Origin of the sequence: Streptomyces sp. NPDC091376 (assembly GCF_044757085.1) — a bacterium.
Lineage (GTDB): Bacteria > Actinomycetota > Actinomycetes > Streptomycetales > Streptomycetaceae > Streptomyces > Streptomyces pratisoli.
Genome location: NZ_JBIVUF010000004.1, coordinates 140,557 through 156,278, shown reverse-complemented (window position 1 = coordinate 156,278; position 15,722 = coordinate 140,557). Strand labels below are relative to the sequence as shown.

Annotated in this window: 11 protein-coding genes and 2 pseudogenes; 9 read left to right on the top strand and 4 right to left on the bottom strand. The window is 73.5% G+C overall.

Going from position 1 to position 15,722, the window contains the following annotated elements:
- Nucleotides 1-28: 28 nt before the first annotated feature.
- The 6 genes from ACIQMR_RS10760 (at nt 29) to ACIQMR_RS10735 (ending at nt 8,182) form a co-directional block, all read left to right on the top strand.
- Nucleotides 29-2,188, top strand: a complete 2,160-nt coding sequence (locus tag ACIQMR_RS10760; RefSeq protein WP_401385329.1) for an OmpL47-type beta-barrel domain-containing protein — start codon at nt 29-31, stop codon at nt 2,186-2,188.
- 154 nt (nt 2,189-2,342) lie between these two features.
- Nucleotides 2,343-3,365: a 3-oxoacyl-ACP synthase III family protein gene (locus tag ACIQMR_RS10755; protein WP_401385061.1), complete on the top strand. Its 1,023-nt coding sequence runs from the start codon at nt 2,343-2,345 to the stop codon at nt 3,363-3,365.
- Nucleotides 3,362-4,153 (top strand): glycosyltransferase, encoded by a 792-nt coding sequence (locus ACIQMR_RS10750; RefSeq protein ID WP_401385060.1) that lies wholly within the window; start codon nt 3,362-3,364, stop codon nt 4,151-4,153. Before ACIQMR_RS10755 ends, ACIQMR_RS10750 begins: the two co-directional genes overlap by 4 nt.
- 488 nt (nt 4,154-4,641) lie before the next feature.
- The gene (locus tag ACIQMR_RS10745; RefSeq protein ID WP_401385059.1) at nt 4,642-6,126 is read left to right on the top strand and encodes a class I adenylate-forming enzyme family protein; all 1,485 of its coding nucleotides are present in this window, start codon (nt 4,642-4,644) and stop codon (nt 6,124-6,126) included.
- Nucleotides 6,123-7,259 carry a cytochrome P450 gene (locus ACIQMR_RS10740; RefSeq protein ID WP_401385058.1) on the top strand — a complete coding sequence of 379 codons (1,137 nt, stop codon included), beginning with the start codon at nt 6,123-6,125 and terminating at the stop codon, nt 7,257-7,259. The genes ACIQMR_RS10745 and ACIQMR_RS10740 overlap by 4 nt, the downstream gene beginning before the upstream one ends.
- Entirely contained in the window at nt 7,256-8,182 is a 927-nt protein-coding gene (locus tag ACIQMR_RS10735) for an NAD-dependent epimerase/dehydratase family protein (protein ID WP_401385057.1), read from the top strand. The genes ACIQMR_RS10740 and ACIQMR_RS10735 overlap by 4 nt, the downstream gene beginning before the upstream one ends.
- A gap of 64 nt (nt 8,183-8,246) precedes the next feature.
- On the opposite strand, the gene ligD is transcribed toward ACIQMR_RS10735, so the two are convergent.
- Nucleotides 8,247-9,269, bottom strand: coding sequence for a non-homologous end-joining DNA ligase (ligD, locus tag ACIQMR_RS10730; RefSeq protein ID WP_401385056.1), 1,023 nt, complete (start codon nt 9,267-9,269; stop codon nt 8,247-8,249).
- Nucleotides 9,270-9,321: 52 nt separating this feature from the next.
- Between ligD and ACIQMR_RS10725 the strand changes: the two genes are divergently transcribed.
- Nucleotides 9,322-10,395, top strand: coding sequence for an ATP-dependent DNA ligase (locus tag ACIQMR_RS10725; protein WP_401385055.1), 1,074 nt, complete (start codon nt 9,322-9,324; stop codon nt 10,393-10,395).
- Between the two features lie 43 nt (nt 10,396-10,438).
- Here the strand turns inward: ACIQMR_RS10725 and ACIQMR_RS10720 are convergent, their stop codons facing one another.
- Nucleotides 10,439-11,680: a lytic transglycosylase domain-containing protein gene (locus tag ACIQMR_RS10720; protein ID WP_401385054.1), complete on the bottom strand. Its 1,242-nt coding sequence runs from the start codon at nt 11,678-11,680 to the stop codon at nt 10,439-10,441.
- Nucleotides 11,677-12,108 (bottom strand): annotated as a pseudogene (locus tag ACIQMR_RS10715) (hypothetical protein); the annotation flags it as partial. The gene ACIQMR_RS10720 and the pseudogene ACIQMR_RS10715, both read right to left, overlap by 4 nt.
- A 307-nt stretch (nt 12,109-12,415) precedes the next feature.
- Between ACIQMR_RS10715 and ACIQMR_RS10710 the strand changes: the two are divergent.
- Nucleotides 12,416-13,210 (top strand): annotated as a pseudogene (locus tag ACIQMR_RS10710) (helix-turn-helix domain-containing protein); the annotation flags it as partial.
- A 61-nt stretch (nt 13,211-13,271) separates the two neighbouring features.
- Here ACIQMR_RS10710 and ACIQMR_RS10705 read toward each other — a convergent pair.
- Nucleotides 13,272-15,185: an AMP-dependent synthetase/ligase gene (locus ACIQMR_RS10705; protein ID WP_401385053.1), complete on the bottom strand. Its 1,914-nt coding sequence runs from the start codon at nt 15,183-15,185 to the stop codon at nt 13,272-13,274.
- Nucleotides 15,186-15,397: 212 nt separating this feature from the next.
- On the opposite strand from ACIQMR_RS10705, the gene ACIQMR_RS10700 reads away from it, so the two are divergent.
- Nucleotides 15,398-15,655 (top strand): hypothetical protein, encoded by a 258-nt coding sequence (locus ACIQMR_RS10700; RefSeq protein ID WP_266386118.1) that lies wholly within the window; start codon nt 15,398-15,400, stop codon nt 15,653-15,655.
- Nucleotides 15,656-15,722: the final 67 nt, after the last annotated feature.

Genomic DNA, 15,722 nt, shown 5'->3' with positions numbered 1-15,722 from the left:
GTGGACGGCCCTGCTGGGCGCGCTGGCCATGGTGCTCGGGCTGACGTCGACCGTCGCGTACGGGCGGGTCGCCGAGCGGGAGGCCGACGTCCCGGCGGCCGCCCAGGTCCTGACCTGGACCGCGGGCGACGCGATCGACCGCTACGCGTCCTTCCCGACGACAGCGGTCGCGGGGGCGACGACGATCGTCTTCGAGAACAGCACGGCGACCGGCAACACGACCGGGATGCCGCACACGCTGACCTTCGACGTCTCCGACCCGGAGTACAACCACGACGTCCCGCTGAACATCCTGGCCAATCCCAACGACGACCAGGGCGGGAAGCATTCGGTCGAGGTCACCCTGACGCCCGGCCGCTACCGCTTCCACTGCACGATCCCCGGTCACGGCCAGATGCAGGGCATCCTGACGGTGACCGACCCGGGCGGCGAGGACACGACCGCGCCGGAGACCTCGGCGAAGGTGGAGGGCGAGAAGAACGCCGACGGCGCGTTCATCGGCCATGCCACGGTGACCGTGTCGGCGACCGACGCCGGCTCGGGCGTGGACAAGGTGGAGTACGCGGTGGGGGCCGACGGTCCCTGGCAGCCGTACACCGCGCCGGTGATGGTCCATGAGACCGGCACCCACAAGATCCGCTACCGCGCCACCGACAAGGCGGGCAACGCCGCAGCGGAGAAGGCCGTGGACTTCACCGTCGTCGCCCCGCCGACGGACGACAGGACCCCGCCGGAGACCTCGGCGACGGTGACCGGGGAGAAGGACGAGCAGGGCCGGTACCTGGGCATGGCCACGATCACCGTCACCGCCTCGGACACCGGCTCCGGGGTCAACACCATCGAGTACGCGGTGGGGGCCGACGGCGCCTGGCAGCCGTACACCGCGCCGGTGATGGTCCATGAGACCGGCACCCACAAGATCCGCTACCGCGCCACCGACAAGGCGGGCAACGCCGCAGCGGAGAAGGCCGTTGACTTCACCGTCGTCGCCCCGCCGACCGAGGACAAGACCCCGCCGGAGACCTCTGCGACGGTGACCGGGACCAAGAACTCGGACGGCGCGTTCATCACGAGCGCCACGGTGACGCTGACGGCGACGGACGCCGGCTCCGGGGTGGAGAAGGCCGAGTACTCGCTCGACGGCGGCCCCTACCTCGCCTACACCACACCGGTGATCGTCGACCGGGTCGGCTTCCACTCCGTGCAGCACCGGGCGACCGACAAGGCCGGCAACACCTCGGAGGCGAAGAAGGTGTCCTTCACCGTCGCCGAGAGCGGCGGGGTGCCCGCCCCGAACTGCCCCGAGTTCGACGAGCGGCTGACCGTGATCGTCGGCACGGTCGACACGGGCGTACCCAACCGGGTCACCGGCTCCCGCTGCACCGTCAACGAGCTGATCGAGGACGAGAAGGACTGGGCGTCCCACGCGCTCTTCCTCAAGCACGTCGACAAGGTGCTCGACCAGCTCCTCGCCGACGGGGTCATCGACCAGCGCGAGCACAAGAAGATCTACCGGGCGGCCAAGCAGTCCGGCATCGGCAAGCCCGGCCAGACCAGCGGCTACCGCGATCTGTTCGACGGCACGGCCGCCTCGTTCGCCAAGTGGCAGCACGTGGGCGGCGGTTCGTTCGGGCTCAACGCCGACGGGTCGATGACGAGCGGCACCACCAAGGGCGGCCTGGGCATGCTGTGGTTCCCCCAGCGGCAGTACGGCGACTTCTCGCTGAAGCTCCGGTGGCGGGACGACGCGCCGGGCACCGGCAACGCCAACAGCGGGGTCTTCGTGCGCTTCCCGTACGTCCACGACAACCCGGAGGAGCCGCGGCCCGAGTGGGTCGCCATCAAGTACGGCCATGAGGTGCAGGTCCTGGACCGGCCCGACGGCGACATGTACAAGACCGGCTCGGTCTACGGCTTCGACCGCGTCGGCCTCGGCGGCGCCGGGGTCACCCCGAAGGGCACCTGGAACGACTACGAGATCCGGGTGGAGGGCCAGCACTACTCGGTCTTCCGCAACGGTGTCCTGATCAACGAGTTCGACAACACCGGCGGCCAGGAGTTCGTTCCGCCGCGTGGTGACGACCCGGGCACGGACGGACGGCGCTACGCACAGGGCTACGTCGGCCTCCAGGTGCACGGCACGACGGATGTGATCTCCTACCGCGACATCCGGATCAAGGAGCTGTAGACCTCCAGGGTCCGCACCGGTGCCCCACCGCCTCCCCGGGCGGTGGGGCACCGGCATGTCCACAGGGCCATCCGCGCGGCTACTCACCCCGTGGCCAGGGGAATTGAGCCGGTGTACTCAGGCCGCGGGATCATCGCGCTGAAAGCATCGCCACATGGTCAGACAGACGAGCGATCCGCGACCGCGGGTCGGAATCACCGCCGTCGGAAGTGCGCTGCCGGACGCGGTCGTGACATCGGGGAGCCTCCAGCGCGAGGCGACACGCGGCATCGGCAAGGCCCTGCCCGGGACGCTGCTCGCCCAGGCCACCGGGATCCGAACGCGCCGCGTCGCCGCCGACGACGAGTACGCGTCGACCCTCGCCGTGCGCGCCGCGCGCCAGGCGCTCGCGGCCGCCTCGCTCGATCCGTACGACATCGACCTGCTGCTCTTCGCCTCCGCGTCGCGCGACATGGTCGAGCCCGCCACGGCCCACATGGTGCAGGCCGAACTCGGCACCAGGGCCCATGCGCTCGATGTCACCAACGCCTGCAACAGCTTCGTCAACGGCATCGACCTCGCCCGGACCATGATCCAGGCCGGCCGTGCCCGGCGCGCCCTGGTCGTCACCGGTGAGACCCCGTCCCGCGCGGTCCGCCGCGCACCCGCAGACTTCGCCGCGTTCCGGGACGGGTTCGCCGGCTACACCTTCGGCGACGCGGGGGCGGCGGTCGTCCTGGAGGAGGTCACGCGCGGCGGCATCGTCGACGTGGACACCGAGACGCGCTCGGAGCACTGGGACGTGGGCGGGATACCCGGCGGCGGCTCCCGGCACCCGCGCGGCGACCAGTACACCTACTTCCGCGGCGACGGACACGAACTGCGGGGTGTCTTCGAGAAGACGGGCACGTCGGTCGTCGAGCGGACGCTGGACCGCGCCGGCCTCGGCTGGGACGACTTCGCCCGGGTGCTGGTGCACCAGGTCACGGTGCCCTACCTGGAGCGGTTCGCCGAACTGACCGGCGTGCCGCCGCAGAAGCTGGTCGTCACCGTCCCCGAGCTGGGCAACGTCGCCAGCGCGAGCATCGGTGTGCAGCTGCACCGGGTGTTCGGGGAACTGGTGCCGGGCGACCGCGTGCTGTTCGTGGGGCTCGGCGGCGGCATCAGCATCATGACGATGATCTGGGAGAAGTCATGACGAGCGCGGCTGCCGGGGGCGGCGGTGGCGGTGGCGGTCCGATGTGGGTGGTCGTGCCCGCCCACCAGGAGGAGAGGCGGCTCGCCGGAACGCTACGGGCCCTGGCCGCCCAGCGGGACCGCGACTTCACCCTGCTCGTGGTGGACAACGGCTCCCGCGACCGCACCGGCGCCATCGCCCGGGACTTCGCCGAAGGCGCGCCCTTCGCCGTCGAGGTGCTGGTCGAGCCGGAGAAGGGCGTGGGCTGCGCCGTGGACACCGGGTTCCGGTACGCGATCGGGCGGGGCGCGGCACTGCTGGCGCGCACGGACGCCGACTGTCTGCCGCGGGCCGGCTGGACGGCCGCCGCCCGCGCCGCGCTGACGTCGCCGGGCCCGGGGCCCGGTTCGCGGATGGTGTGCGGCCGGATCGTGGCCCGGCGCGACGAGCACGGTCCGCTGGGCCGGGCCGGTTTCGCGGTGCTGGTGCGGCTCGCCGCCCTGTTCGGCCGGCTCCGGCCCGCCCACGCCCGCAGGAACGGCTACCTGGCGCCGTACCGCATGCACGCCGGGAACAACATGGCCATCACCGCCGAGCTGTATCTGGCCTGCGGCGGCATGCCTCGCCGTCCTTCGCCGACCGACCGGCTGTTCCTCAACCGGGTGCGCCGGCGGACGGACCGGATCGTCCACTCGCGCGCCATGGTCGTGGAGAACTCCACTCGACGGCTGCAGGCCTACGGCATCCGGGGCACGGCCCGCTGGTATCTGGACCGCGGCAGCGCCGGTCGCGACGACGACCCACGCTGACCGCCACGCGGGCCGCCCGGCTCGCCGCCCGCGTCCGGCTCCGGCGTGGCCCGCCCACACTGACCGCCGCATCGGCCCGGTCCGCCACCCGCGTCCGGCTCCGACGTGGCCCGCCCACGCTCACCGCCGCGCGGGCCGCCCGGTCCGCCGCCCGCGTCCGGCTCCGGCATGGCCCGGGCGCGCTCCCGCCCCACTCACACACGCGCCCGCCGACACGGCGACCCGAGGCTCGCCTTTCGGCCCGGAGCGGGCCGGAAGCCGGCTCGGCCGGAGCGGCCCCGGCTCCACCGGCCGAAGCCGACACGGCGGCCGGAGGACGCCTTCGGCCGTGTCCCGGCAGTGCCGGGTCCGGCCCGGCAGGGCCGCCCGTACGTGCGCCTGTCGGCAGGGGCCGGCACTCGCGTCCCGGCCGGGTCCCGACCGGACCGGACCGGACCGGGACGCGGGTGCCCCGTCCGTCGTACACCTCCCACCTGAAGGGGCCACCGATGCTCGACCGACTCGACCATGCGCTGCGTTCCGCACCGGAGCGCCCTGCCGTGCTCGGTGCCACCGCCACCGGGCGCCTGCGGGTGAGGGCCACCCGGGGCGAACTCGCGGGGCTCGCCGACGTGTACGCCTCCTCGCTGTACGCGCGCGGACTCCGCCCGGGGGACACCGTGGGCGTCGCCGTACGCCCCGGGCCGCTCGCGCTGGCCGTCATGCTCGCCCTGTGGCGGCTCGGGCTGCGCGGCGCCGTTCTGGATCCGGGCGCGGGCCCCGACGTGCTGCGCGCCCGGCTCGCCCTCGCGCGCCCCGCGCTCGTGCTGGCGGACGCCACGGCACAGGCCGTGGCCGGCTGGGCCCGGCCCCTGGCCGGGCGTGTCCGTCTGGCGCTGCCCGACCTGGCCGCGCTCGGTCCCGTCGTGACCGTCGGACGCAGGCTCCCCGGCTGCGCGCCCGCGCTCGGGGCGGCCGGGGCCCGGGTACCGGCCATGGACCACGGCGACGGCGACGCCGTCATCGTCTTCACGTCCGGCACCACGTCGAGCCCGAAGGCCGTGGTGCACAGCCGCTCCAGTCTGTCCGCCGGTATGGACAGCGTCTCGGCCCTGTTCCGCGCACGCCCGGACGAACCCGTGCTCGGGGGGACGTTCTTCGTGCTCGTTCCTTCGCTCGCGCAGGGCGCCCCGGTCGCGCTCCCGGCGCGTACGCCGCGGGCCCTGGCCCGGCAGCTGCACCGGCTGCGGCCCCGCGACACCTATCTGACGCCGCCTCAGCTGCGGGACGCGCTGCGGGTCGGCGCCCGCTTCACGGGCCGGGTGTGGACCGGGTCGGCGCCCGCGAGCGCCGGACTGCTGGGCCGCGTACGGGACGCGGGGGCGGCCGAGGCCTGGGGCGTGTACGCGCTCACCGAACTCTTCCCCGCCGCCGCGGTCGAATCGCGCGCCAAGGCCGCGTACGACGGCGAGGGCGATCTCGTCGGCGCCCCGCTGCCGGGCGTCGGGACCAGGCGGGACGCCGGTGGTGAACTGCTGCTCACCGGCCCCGCGGCCAGGCACCGCTATCTCGGCGAGGAGCCCGACCCCTGGGTGCGCACCGGCGACCGGGCGCACCTGGACGCGCAAGGCCGTGTCGTCCTGGAGGGCCGCTGCAAGGACATGGTGCTGCGCCGGGCCGAGAACATCTACCCCGGCCTGTACGAGCCGCTGTTGCAGGTGCGGGGCGTGGAACTCGCCGTACTCGTGGGCGTTCCTACGGGCGACGGCGACGAACGGCTCGTCGCCGTGGTGCAGAAGGCGGCCGGCGCCACGGAGGGCCGGCTGCGTGCCGCGCTCGCCGGGCCGCTGCGCCGGATGGGGTCGGCGCGGCCCGACGCGTTGCTGTTCGCGGACGTGCCGCTGGCCGGCCGCTCCCGCAAGCCGGACCGGGCCGCGACGGCGCGGCTCGCGCACGCACGGCTGACCGGCGCACGGCTCGGGTCGCACGCGTGAGCGGGTCCGTCGCACGGGCCCGGCGCCGGGACCGCCGGGTCTATGTGCGCAGCCACCCCGTCCTGTTCGCCCTCCTCGCCGCCACCCGGCGATGGCCCGTGCTGAGGATCGGACGGACGCTGCTCGTCAACGACGCCGGGGCGTACCGAGAGGTGCTCACCCGTCTGCCACTGGACCGGACGGCGCCCGGAACCACGGGAGGTGCGGCCCGCTCGGCGCTGGATGCCACGGGGCACCGCGACGGCGGTGTCCTGTTCGACCAGGAGGGAACCGGGCACCGTGCGGGACGGCGGGACCTGGCCCGGAGCCTCGGCACGGACGGGGTGGAGCAGCTGCGCACGATGTGGCGGCCGTTGCTCGCCCGGCGGCTCGAACCGCTGGCCGCGGGCGGCGAGGTGGACCTCGTCGGGCTCACCCGGGAGCTGTCGGGCACGGTCGTCCGCGCCCTGCTCGGCACCGCTGCGTCCGCCTCCCCCGCCGCCGTGGCCGAGGCCGCCGCGCACGTCGCCGCCGCCTCGGTCCGCGGCGAGCTGCCGGGACCGCGCCGCCGGGGAGCCCGGGCGGCGGTGGCGCGGTCCACGGCCCGGCTGCGGGAACTGCTCGGCACCGGGGACGACGCTCTCCCGGCGATGGTGGCGGTCGCCGCCGTGAACACGACGGTGGCGGCGGTGCCGCGGGCCGTCGCCTGGTGCGCGGACGCAGGACTGTGGGAACAGGCCGCGGACGACGTGCTGCGCGGTCCGCTGACCGACGAGTTGCTGCGCGTCACGGTCGCTTCGCCGCTGCTGCCCCGGGTCGCCGCGGCGGACGGCACGGCCGGCGGCTGCCCCGTTCGGGCGGGTGACCGGCTGATGCTCATCGCCCGCCATGCGGTCGACGCCCATCACGGCGCCCCCGACGCCCTGCGTCCTGCCGCGCCCGAACTGGCTCGTCTCGTCTTCGGCGCCGGGCCGCACACCTGTCCGGGCGCCCGGCTCGCGCGGACCCTGCTGGCCGACGTGCTGGAGGCAGTGGCGCCGTACCGGCCCGTCGTCGTACGGGCCGTCGTCGACCGCGGGGCCGCCCTTCCCGGCTGGCGGACCCTCACCGTACGCCGCGGCCCGGCCCACTCCCTCTCGGAGGCCTCCCGATGACCGCACCGCCGCGGATCGCCGTCACCGGCGCCTCGGGCTTCTGCGGCGGGCAGGTCGCCCGGACCGCCGCGGCCCTCGGGGCACAGGTCGTGTGTGTGGGCCGCAGGCCGGGGCCGCGCGGCGTGTCGCGCTACTGGGACGCCGCCCGGGAGGTCCCGGATCTGTCGGGCACCGACGTCGTCGTGCACTGCGCGGCCGCCGTCGGCGACCCCTCCCCCGGTTCCCGGGCCGAGGCCCTGATGCACGCGGTCAACGTCGAGGGCACCGCGCGGCTGCTCCGGGCGGCGGGCTCCCGTCCCGTGGTCTGGGTGAGCAGCGCCAGCGTCTACGATCCGCGCCCGGGGCGGGACCTGGTCGGCGAGGACCATCCGCGCGCCGGGCACCTCAACGCCTACGGGCGCAGCAAGGCGGCGGGGGAGGCACTCGCCCTGGACGCCGGTGCCGTGGTGCTCCGCCCGCGTGCCGTCTACGGTCCCGGCGACACCCAGTTGCTCCCCCGGCTGCTGTCCCGGGTCCGGGCAGGCACGCTCCTGCTGCCGGGACCGGATGTGCGGCTCAGCCTGACCGCCGTGGAGAACCTCGCCGATGCCTGTCTGGCAGCGGCGAACTGGCCCCCGGGCGCGTACAACATCGCCGACCCCGAGCCCTATTCGCGTGACACCGCCGTGGAGGAGGTCCTGCGCGCCCACGGTGTCACCGCCCGGATCCGGCATCTGCCGCCGGCGGCCGCACGCGCCGCGGCGCGCATGGCCGAGGCCGTCGCCCGGCTCGGGCGGGGCGAGCCCGTCCTGAGCCGCTACGCGGTGGACCAGCTGGCGCACACGGTCGTCCTCGATGTGACCCGGGCGCTGGCTCAGGGGTGGGTTCCTCGTCGTACGCTGGCCGATCATCTCGCGGATGTACGCGGCCCGGGGCGGTCCTGAGGACGAAGGCGTTCCTGAAGGGCGGCGCTGGACGGGGCCTGGACGATGCGGCCCTGAACAGTGGTCAGGCGGACTCGTCCTTGGGCTTCTTCGCCCGGCTCGGCTGGACCCGCTTCGGCTCGCCCGGCATCTTCGGGTACTCCGGCGGGTACGGAAGGTCGCCGAGCCCGTGCTCCGCCTCGTCGCGGCGGGCGAGCTCCAGCAGGCTCTCCAGGCTGAACCGGTGCTCGTCCATGTCGGCGTGGACGTCACCGGCGTCGGCGTACCGGACCGGCATCGACTTGATGTCGAAGTCCTCCGGAACGGCGTCGTCGATCTCTTCCCAGCGCAGCGGCGCGGAGACCGGTGCGTGCGGGCGCGGCCGGACGGAGTAGGCGGAGGCGATCGTGCGGTCGCGGGCCGTCTGGTTGTAGTCGACGAAGATCCGCTCGCCGCGCTCCTCCTTCCACCACTTGATGGTGACGTGGTCCGGCATCCGGCGCTCCAGCTGCCGTCCGCAGGCGATCGCGGCGCGCCGGACCTGGGTGAAGGTCCAGCGCGGCTCGATGGGGACGAAGACGTGGATGCCGCGTCCGCCGGAGGTCTTCGGCCAGCCGCGCAGACCGGCCTCGTCGAGGACCGCGCGCAGTTCGTGGGCGGCCCGGACGGCGTCGGCGTAGTCGGTGCCGGGCTGCGGGTCCAGGTCGATGCGCAGTTCGTCGGGGTGGTCGGTGTCGTCGCGGCGGACCGGCCACGGGTGGAAGGTGACGGCTCCGAGATTGGCCGCCCACAGCACGGCGGCGGGTTCCGTCGGGCACATCTCGTCCGCGGACCGGCCGCTGGGGAAGGTGATGTGGGCGGTGGGAATCCAGTCGGGGAGGTACTTCGGGGCGCGCTTCTGGAAGAAGGACTCCCCGGTCACCCCGTCGGGGTAGCGCTCCAGCGTGGTGGGCCGCTCGCGCAGGGCGCGGGTGATGCCGTCGCCGACGGCGAGGTAGTACTGGACCATGTCCATCTTGGTGTAGCCGCGCTCGGGGAAGTACACCTTGTCGGGATTGGACACGCGTACGGTCCGCTCGCCCACTTCGAGTTCCACCGCTGCGGCCATGCCCGTCAGCGTAGGCCGTGCCAGGACTCCCCGCATACCGGACAATCGCCGTATGGATCTGCCGGTGATGCCGCCCGTGAAACCGATGCTCGCCAAGTCCGTGGCGAAGATCCCGCCCGGGATGCAGTACGAGGCCAAGTGGGACGGCTTTCGCGCCATCGTCCACCGGGACGGTGACGAGGTGGTGATCGGCAGCCGCACCGGCAAGCCGCTCACCCGCTACTTTCCCGAGCTGGTGGTCTCCCTCCGCGACAATCTGCCGGAGCGCTGTGTCGTCGACGGCGAGATCGTGATCGCGCATGAGGGGCGGCTGGACTTCGACCGGCTCACCGAACGCATCCATCCGGCGGACTCACGGGTGCGGATGCTGGCCGAGCGGACCCCGGCGAGTTTCGTCGCGTTCGACCTGCTGGCACTCGGGGACGAGGCTCTGCTCGAGACGCCGCTGGCCGAGCGGCGCGCGGTGCTGGCCGAGGCGCTGAGCGGGGCCCGCGAGCCGGTGCACCTGGCACCGGCCACGACGGACACCGCCGTCGCCCAGGAGTGGTTCGAGCGGTACGAGGGTGCCGGGCTCGACGGGGTGATCGCCAAGCCGCTGGATCTTCCGTACCGGCCCGATGCCCGGCTGATGTACAAGATCAAGCACGAGCGGACCGCGGATGTCGTCGTCGCCGGCTTCCGCTTCCACAAGAGCGGGCCGGTCGTCGGTTCGCTGCTGCTCGGCCTGTTCGACGCCGGGGGCGCCCTGCAGCACGTCGGCGTCTGTGCGGCGTTCTCGATGAAGCGCCGTGAGGAGCTGGTGGCGGAGCTGGAGCCGCTGCGCCTCGCGGATGTGTCGGAGCATCCCTGGGCGCGCTGGGCCGAGGAGGAGGCGCACGAGTCGGCCCGGCTGCCGGGGGCGCCGAGCCGCTGGTCCGGCAAGAAGGACCTGTCGTGGGTGGCGCTGCGGCCCGAGCGCGTGGTGGAGGTCGCCTACGACCACATGGAGGGTGACCGGTTCCGGCACACCGCCCAGTTCCGGCGGTGGCGGCCCGACCGCACCCCCGACAGCTGCACGTACACCCAGCTGGAGGAGCCGGTGAGCTACGACCTGTCGCAGGTGCTCTCGCAGCGGCCTTCCGGGTGAGATCCGGGCGGGCCGAGGCGGAATCCGGGCGGAGCGCGGCGGGTCAGCCGGCGGGCGACGGGCAGGGGTCCGCCGGTGTCGGCACGGGCGACGGCGACTCGCCGCCGGACGAGGGGTCGGGCGACGGGGTCGGACTCGGGCTCGGACAGGCCGTGTCCGAGGGGGTGGGGGCGGGGTCCGACGGGGTGGGGCCGGGATCGGACGGAGTGGGGCTCGGATCGGGGGACGGGGACGGTGTGGGGGACGCCGTCGGGGTCGGGGTCGGCACCGGGGGTACGCCGGGCGTGGGAGCGGGCGGGACCGGCGGCCGGCCGGGCAGCGGGTTCGTGCCGGCGGGGCTCGACGGCCGCGGACCGATGACGATGTCGCCTCCCGAGCCGGGTTCGGGGGTGCCGCGCCCGCCGACCGGACGCTTCGCCGGGGTCTTGCCGCCCGCTCCGGGGCCGGCGGGCAGCACGCCGGTGCCGTCGGGAACCTCGTGCACGCCCTTGCGGTAGAACTCCAGCCAGGCCAGCACGGTCCGCAGGTACTCCTGCGAGTAGTTGTAGCTGAGCACCGCCCGGTCCAGATCCGCCCGCACCGACAGGTTCCGGTTCCCCGCGCACAGGTAGTGACCGGCGGCCAGGGCGGCGTCATGGATGTTGTCGGGGTCGGCCCTGCCGTCGGCGTTGCCGTCCGCTCCCCAGTTGGCCCAGGTGGAGGGGATGAACTGCATGGGGCCGACGGCCCGGTCGTAGGTCGTGTCGCCGTCGTAGGCGCCGTTGTCGGTGTCGGTGATCCTCGCGAAACCGGCGCCGTCGAGGACGGGACCCAGGATCGGGGAGAGCGTGGTGCCGTTGGCGTCGACACGGCCGCCGCGCGCCTGGCCGGACTCGACCTTGCCGATCGCGGCGAGCAGTTGCCAGGGCAGCCGGCAGCCGGGGTCGGTCCGTGCGACGCTGCGTTCCGCCGCCCGGTAGGCGGCGAGGACGGACGCCGGGATGCCCGACTGGCCCCATACCGCCTGCCGGCCGGGGCCGGCGCCGGTCGACGGGCCGGTGGGGCCGCCGGGCGGCACGGGTGAGGGCAGTGGAGGCAGTTCGGTGTGGTAGGAGTCGTCGTCGGGCGGTGGTCCGGCCCAAGTCGTCGGCTCCGTGGGCGGCTTCTCGTCCTTCACCGGCTCCTCGCCCATGAGGCCCGGGGCCTGCGAGGCGGTCAGCGCCGCCATCGCGGCCACGGCCGCGGCGGTGCCGCCGAGACCCCGCCGCATCCGGCGGCTGCCGAACCGTGCGCCGATCGGCCTCATGTACCCGCCCCAAACGTCTCGATACCGGCGATCCGCCACGTCGCACCCTTCCGTGTCAGGTCCACGGCGAACATCGCGGCGGCGTATGTCGTTCCGCCCAACGACGCGGTACTTGCGTTGCTCTGATCGGCAAAGATCAGGACACGTGCCCGGTCGTCCTCGATCAGTTCCACCCCGCTCTCCGTGACGGTCGTGGTCAGCACGAGCTTCTTGGCGGCCGCCTGTGCGCGAACCGTCGCGAGCATGTCGTGGTGCTGGGCGACGGCCGGGCCGGTGAGATGAGCCTTCACGGCCGCGTCGGCGGTGCCGGTCGCGGCGTAGTTGTAGGAGAAGACGGTGTTGACCGCCCTGGCGACCTGGCCCTTGAGCTCGCTGGTGCGGGCGAGGTCGGTGAGCGCGGTGTTCCGTGCCGAGGGGTCCTCGTACAGTTGCAGCGAAACCCCTTACCAGGCCGTACTTTGAAGTCGTCCGCCCAGCGGATCGCTTGGAGATCTTGTCCGGAAGTGAGCGCTCCGGCGCCGCGGCCCGCAGTTTCCCGTGTCCCGACCGGTGCGCCCGCCACCGCACTGGTCTATGTTCGGCATCCACGAAGCTCCACACCGTGGTCACAGCTGTCGGGCAGTGGGAGCGCTTTCCGTCCCTCACTTCACCACCCCCACCGGACGCCCGGAGCGCGAGGGGAGAAACACACGCATGCCGAGAACCACTCAGCCTTGGGACGCGGGTGAGCCGCTTGGCTCATTGGAGGTGCGGGCGCAGAGCGTCGAGCAGACGGAGACGCTGCGCCGGCGACTGCTCCATCTCGCGCTGGCCGGTCCCCCCGTGCCCCGTACCGCGGTCGCCGAGCTCGCCGAGCAGACCGGCTGGTCCCTGCCGGAGCGGGTGACCATGGTGGCGCTACGGGCCCCCGCCACGCCGGACCTGGCCGAACTGGACAACGATGTCCTCGCCGACCTCGGCGAACCGCAGCCGCATCTGCTGTTCCCGGGGCCGCTCGACGAGGCCCGAAGACGGATGCTCCAGGCCGCTCTCACCGGCACCCACGCGGCCGCGGGGCTCACCGTCCCGCTCGCCACCGCGGCCGACTCCCTGCGCTGGGCGCGCAGGCTCCTCGACCTCGTCGACGCCGACATCGTCGAGGACGGCCCGCTGGTCCTGTGCGACGACCACCTGGTCACGCTGTGGCTGCTGTCCGACCCGGCGCTCCTCGACCAGCTCACGGAACGGGAGTTGGCCCCCGTCTCCACGCTCACCCCCACCCGCCGCGACCGCCTCATCGAGACCCTGCGCATCTGGCTGGACACCCGCGGCACGGCCGCGCAGATGGGCGAACTGCTCGACGTCCACCCGCAGACCGTGCGCTACCGGCTGCGCAGTCTGGAGTCCATCTTCGGTGGCCGGCTCACCGACCCGGAAAGCCGTTTCGCCACCGAGATCGTGCTGCGCGCCGGGCATCTGCGCGCACGCGCGGCCCGGGTCCGGCGCGAGGCGCCGGGACGGCCCGGGTCCCGTGAGACCGCGACGAACTGACAGCCGACTCCGACTCCGGCTCCGGTTCCGTGCCGCCCCGCTCCCGCCTCTCCGCACTCGGTCAGCCGTACAGCGCGTCGATCTCAGCGGCGTACGCGGCCGCCACCGCATGGCGTCTGACCTTCAGGGACGGGGTGAGCATGCCGTTCTCCTCGGTGAAGCCGTCCGGGACGATGCGGAACGCGCGGATGGACTCGGCCCGGGAGACGGCCCGGTTGGCGTGGTCGACCGCCCGCTGGATGGCGGCTGTCATCTCCGGGTCCTCGCACAGCTCGGTGAGCGGTGTGCCGGCGGGGCGTCCCCGGACCGCGAGCCAGTGCGGGAGCGCCTCCGGGTCGAGTGTCACGAGCGCGGCGACGAACGGCCGGTTGTCGCCGACGACGACGCACTGGCCGACGGGCGGGCGGCTGCGCAGGCGGTCCTCCAGGACCGCGGGTGAGACGTTCTTGCCGCCGGAGGTGACGAGGATGTCCTTCTTCCGGCCGGTGATGGTGAGATGGCCCTCTTCGTCGAGGCTGCCGAGGTCACCGGTGGCGAACCAGTCGTCGTGCAGCACCTCCGCGGTGGCCGCCGGGTTGTTCCAGTACGAGCCGAAGACGATGCCGCCCCTCACGAGGACCTCGCCGTCGTCGGCGATCCGGACGGCCGTGCCGGGCACCGGGAGGCCGACGGTGCCGGGCCGGGGGCTGAGCGGCGGGGTGATCGTGGCGGCCGCGGTGGTCTCGGTGAGGCCGTAGCCCTCGTAGACGATGATCCCGGCGGCGTAGAAGAAGAGGTTGAGCCGGCGATCCAGCGGGGAGCCTCCGCTGATGGCGTAGCGCAGCCTGCCGCCGAGTTCCTTGCGGATGCGCCGGTAGACGAGCAGGTCGTACAGCGCCCAGGCGAGGTACAGGCCCGGCCCCGGGCCCTTCGCCCGGCCGAGCAACTTCGCGAGGCAGGCCTCGGCGAACCGCACGGCGATCCGGTCTGCCCGCTCGAAGGACGCGCCGCGTCCGATCTTCTCCGCGGTGGCCCGTCCCGTGTCATGGATCTTCTCGAAGAGATACGGCACACCGACGACGAAGGTCGGCCTGAACAACCTGAGTTCGGGGCGGAGTTCGTCGGGCTTGATGCTCGGGCAGTGGCCGAGCTCGATACGCGCCAGCAGGCAGGCGAGCTGGATCGTCCGCCCGAGGATGTGCGCGAGCGGGAGGAAGAGGAGGGTCGACGCGGTCTGGCCGGTGACCTCCTTGAACACGGGGTGGAGCAGTTCCACGGTGTTGGCGGCCTCGGCGTGCAGATTGCCGTGGGTGAGCACACAGCCCTTGGGGCGGCCGGTGGTCCCCGAGGTGTAGCAGAGGGTGGCGATGGTGTCGGGGGTGAGTGCGGCCCGCCGTTCGGTGATCTCCTCCTCGGATATGCCACGGCCGAGCCCGTCCAGTTCGTCCAGCGCGCCGCCGTCGATCACCCAGCTGCGGGGCGGCTCGGGCAGGGACCGTGCGGCCTCCGTCACGGTCGAGGCGTTCTCGTCGCTCTCCACGACGACGAACCGGGCTCCGGAGTCGTGCAGGATCCAGGCGATCTGTTCGGCCGACGAGGTGGCGTAGACGGGCACGGACTGTCCGCCCGCCGCCCACACCGCGAAGTCGAGGACGGTCCATTCGTAGCGTGTGCGGGACATCACCGCGACCCGCCCGCCGGGCTCCAGGCCTGCGGCGACGAGCCCCTTGGCGACGGCGGTCACCTCCCGGTGGAACGCGGCCGCGGTGACGGACCGCCATCCGGTGGCGTCCCGGCGCCTGAGGACCACCGCGTCGGGTGCTTCCACGGCGTTCACGAAGGGGATGTCGGCGACGGACCCGGCGGCGGCGGGCGCGACGAGCGGCGCGGCGCGCACCTCGCGCACGGCGCCGCCCTCCCTGATCAGTTCGACGGCGGCCCGCCCGGCCAGGTCGGCGCGGCGCCTGGCCCGCCCGAGATCCTTGCGTACGCCCATGGCCGGCTCCCCTTCACGGTGCGACAGCGGACTTACCGGGGGTTACAGGCAGGCCAACTTACTCCCGCGTAAGGAGAAATCAACGGCCGCGACCTAACGGTTTCCCCATAGAGACGTCCCGGGCGACGAACCGTGAAGCGCATCAGGTACGTATAGAGGAGAACACCACCCATGCCCGGCGTCCCCGGAGCAACATCAGCAAAGGACTCACCGTGACCGCGTCGAACCTCGTCCCCGTCCCGATTCCCGACGGCGTCGCCGCCCTGATCGGGTCCTGCATGCCGCTCGGCGTCCTGCAGGCGGAGATCGACGCCGAGTGCGCGGCGCGCGACGCACTGCGGTTCCGGGCGCCCTTCTGCAGCGAGGACCAGGCGGACCGCGAGCACGCCCTCGCGACGCTGGCCAGGGCGAACAAGGTGCTGGCCGCGTACAACCCGGGACTGGTGGTACGGCCGGGCGCACGGCGCTAGGCACGAAGGGCGGAGTCGGCCCCGGCCCGGTGATCCTCGACAGGAGACCGCCACGGCCGGAGACCAC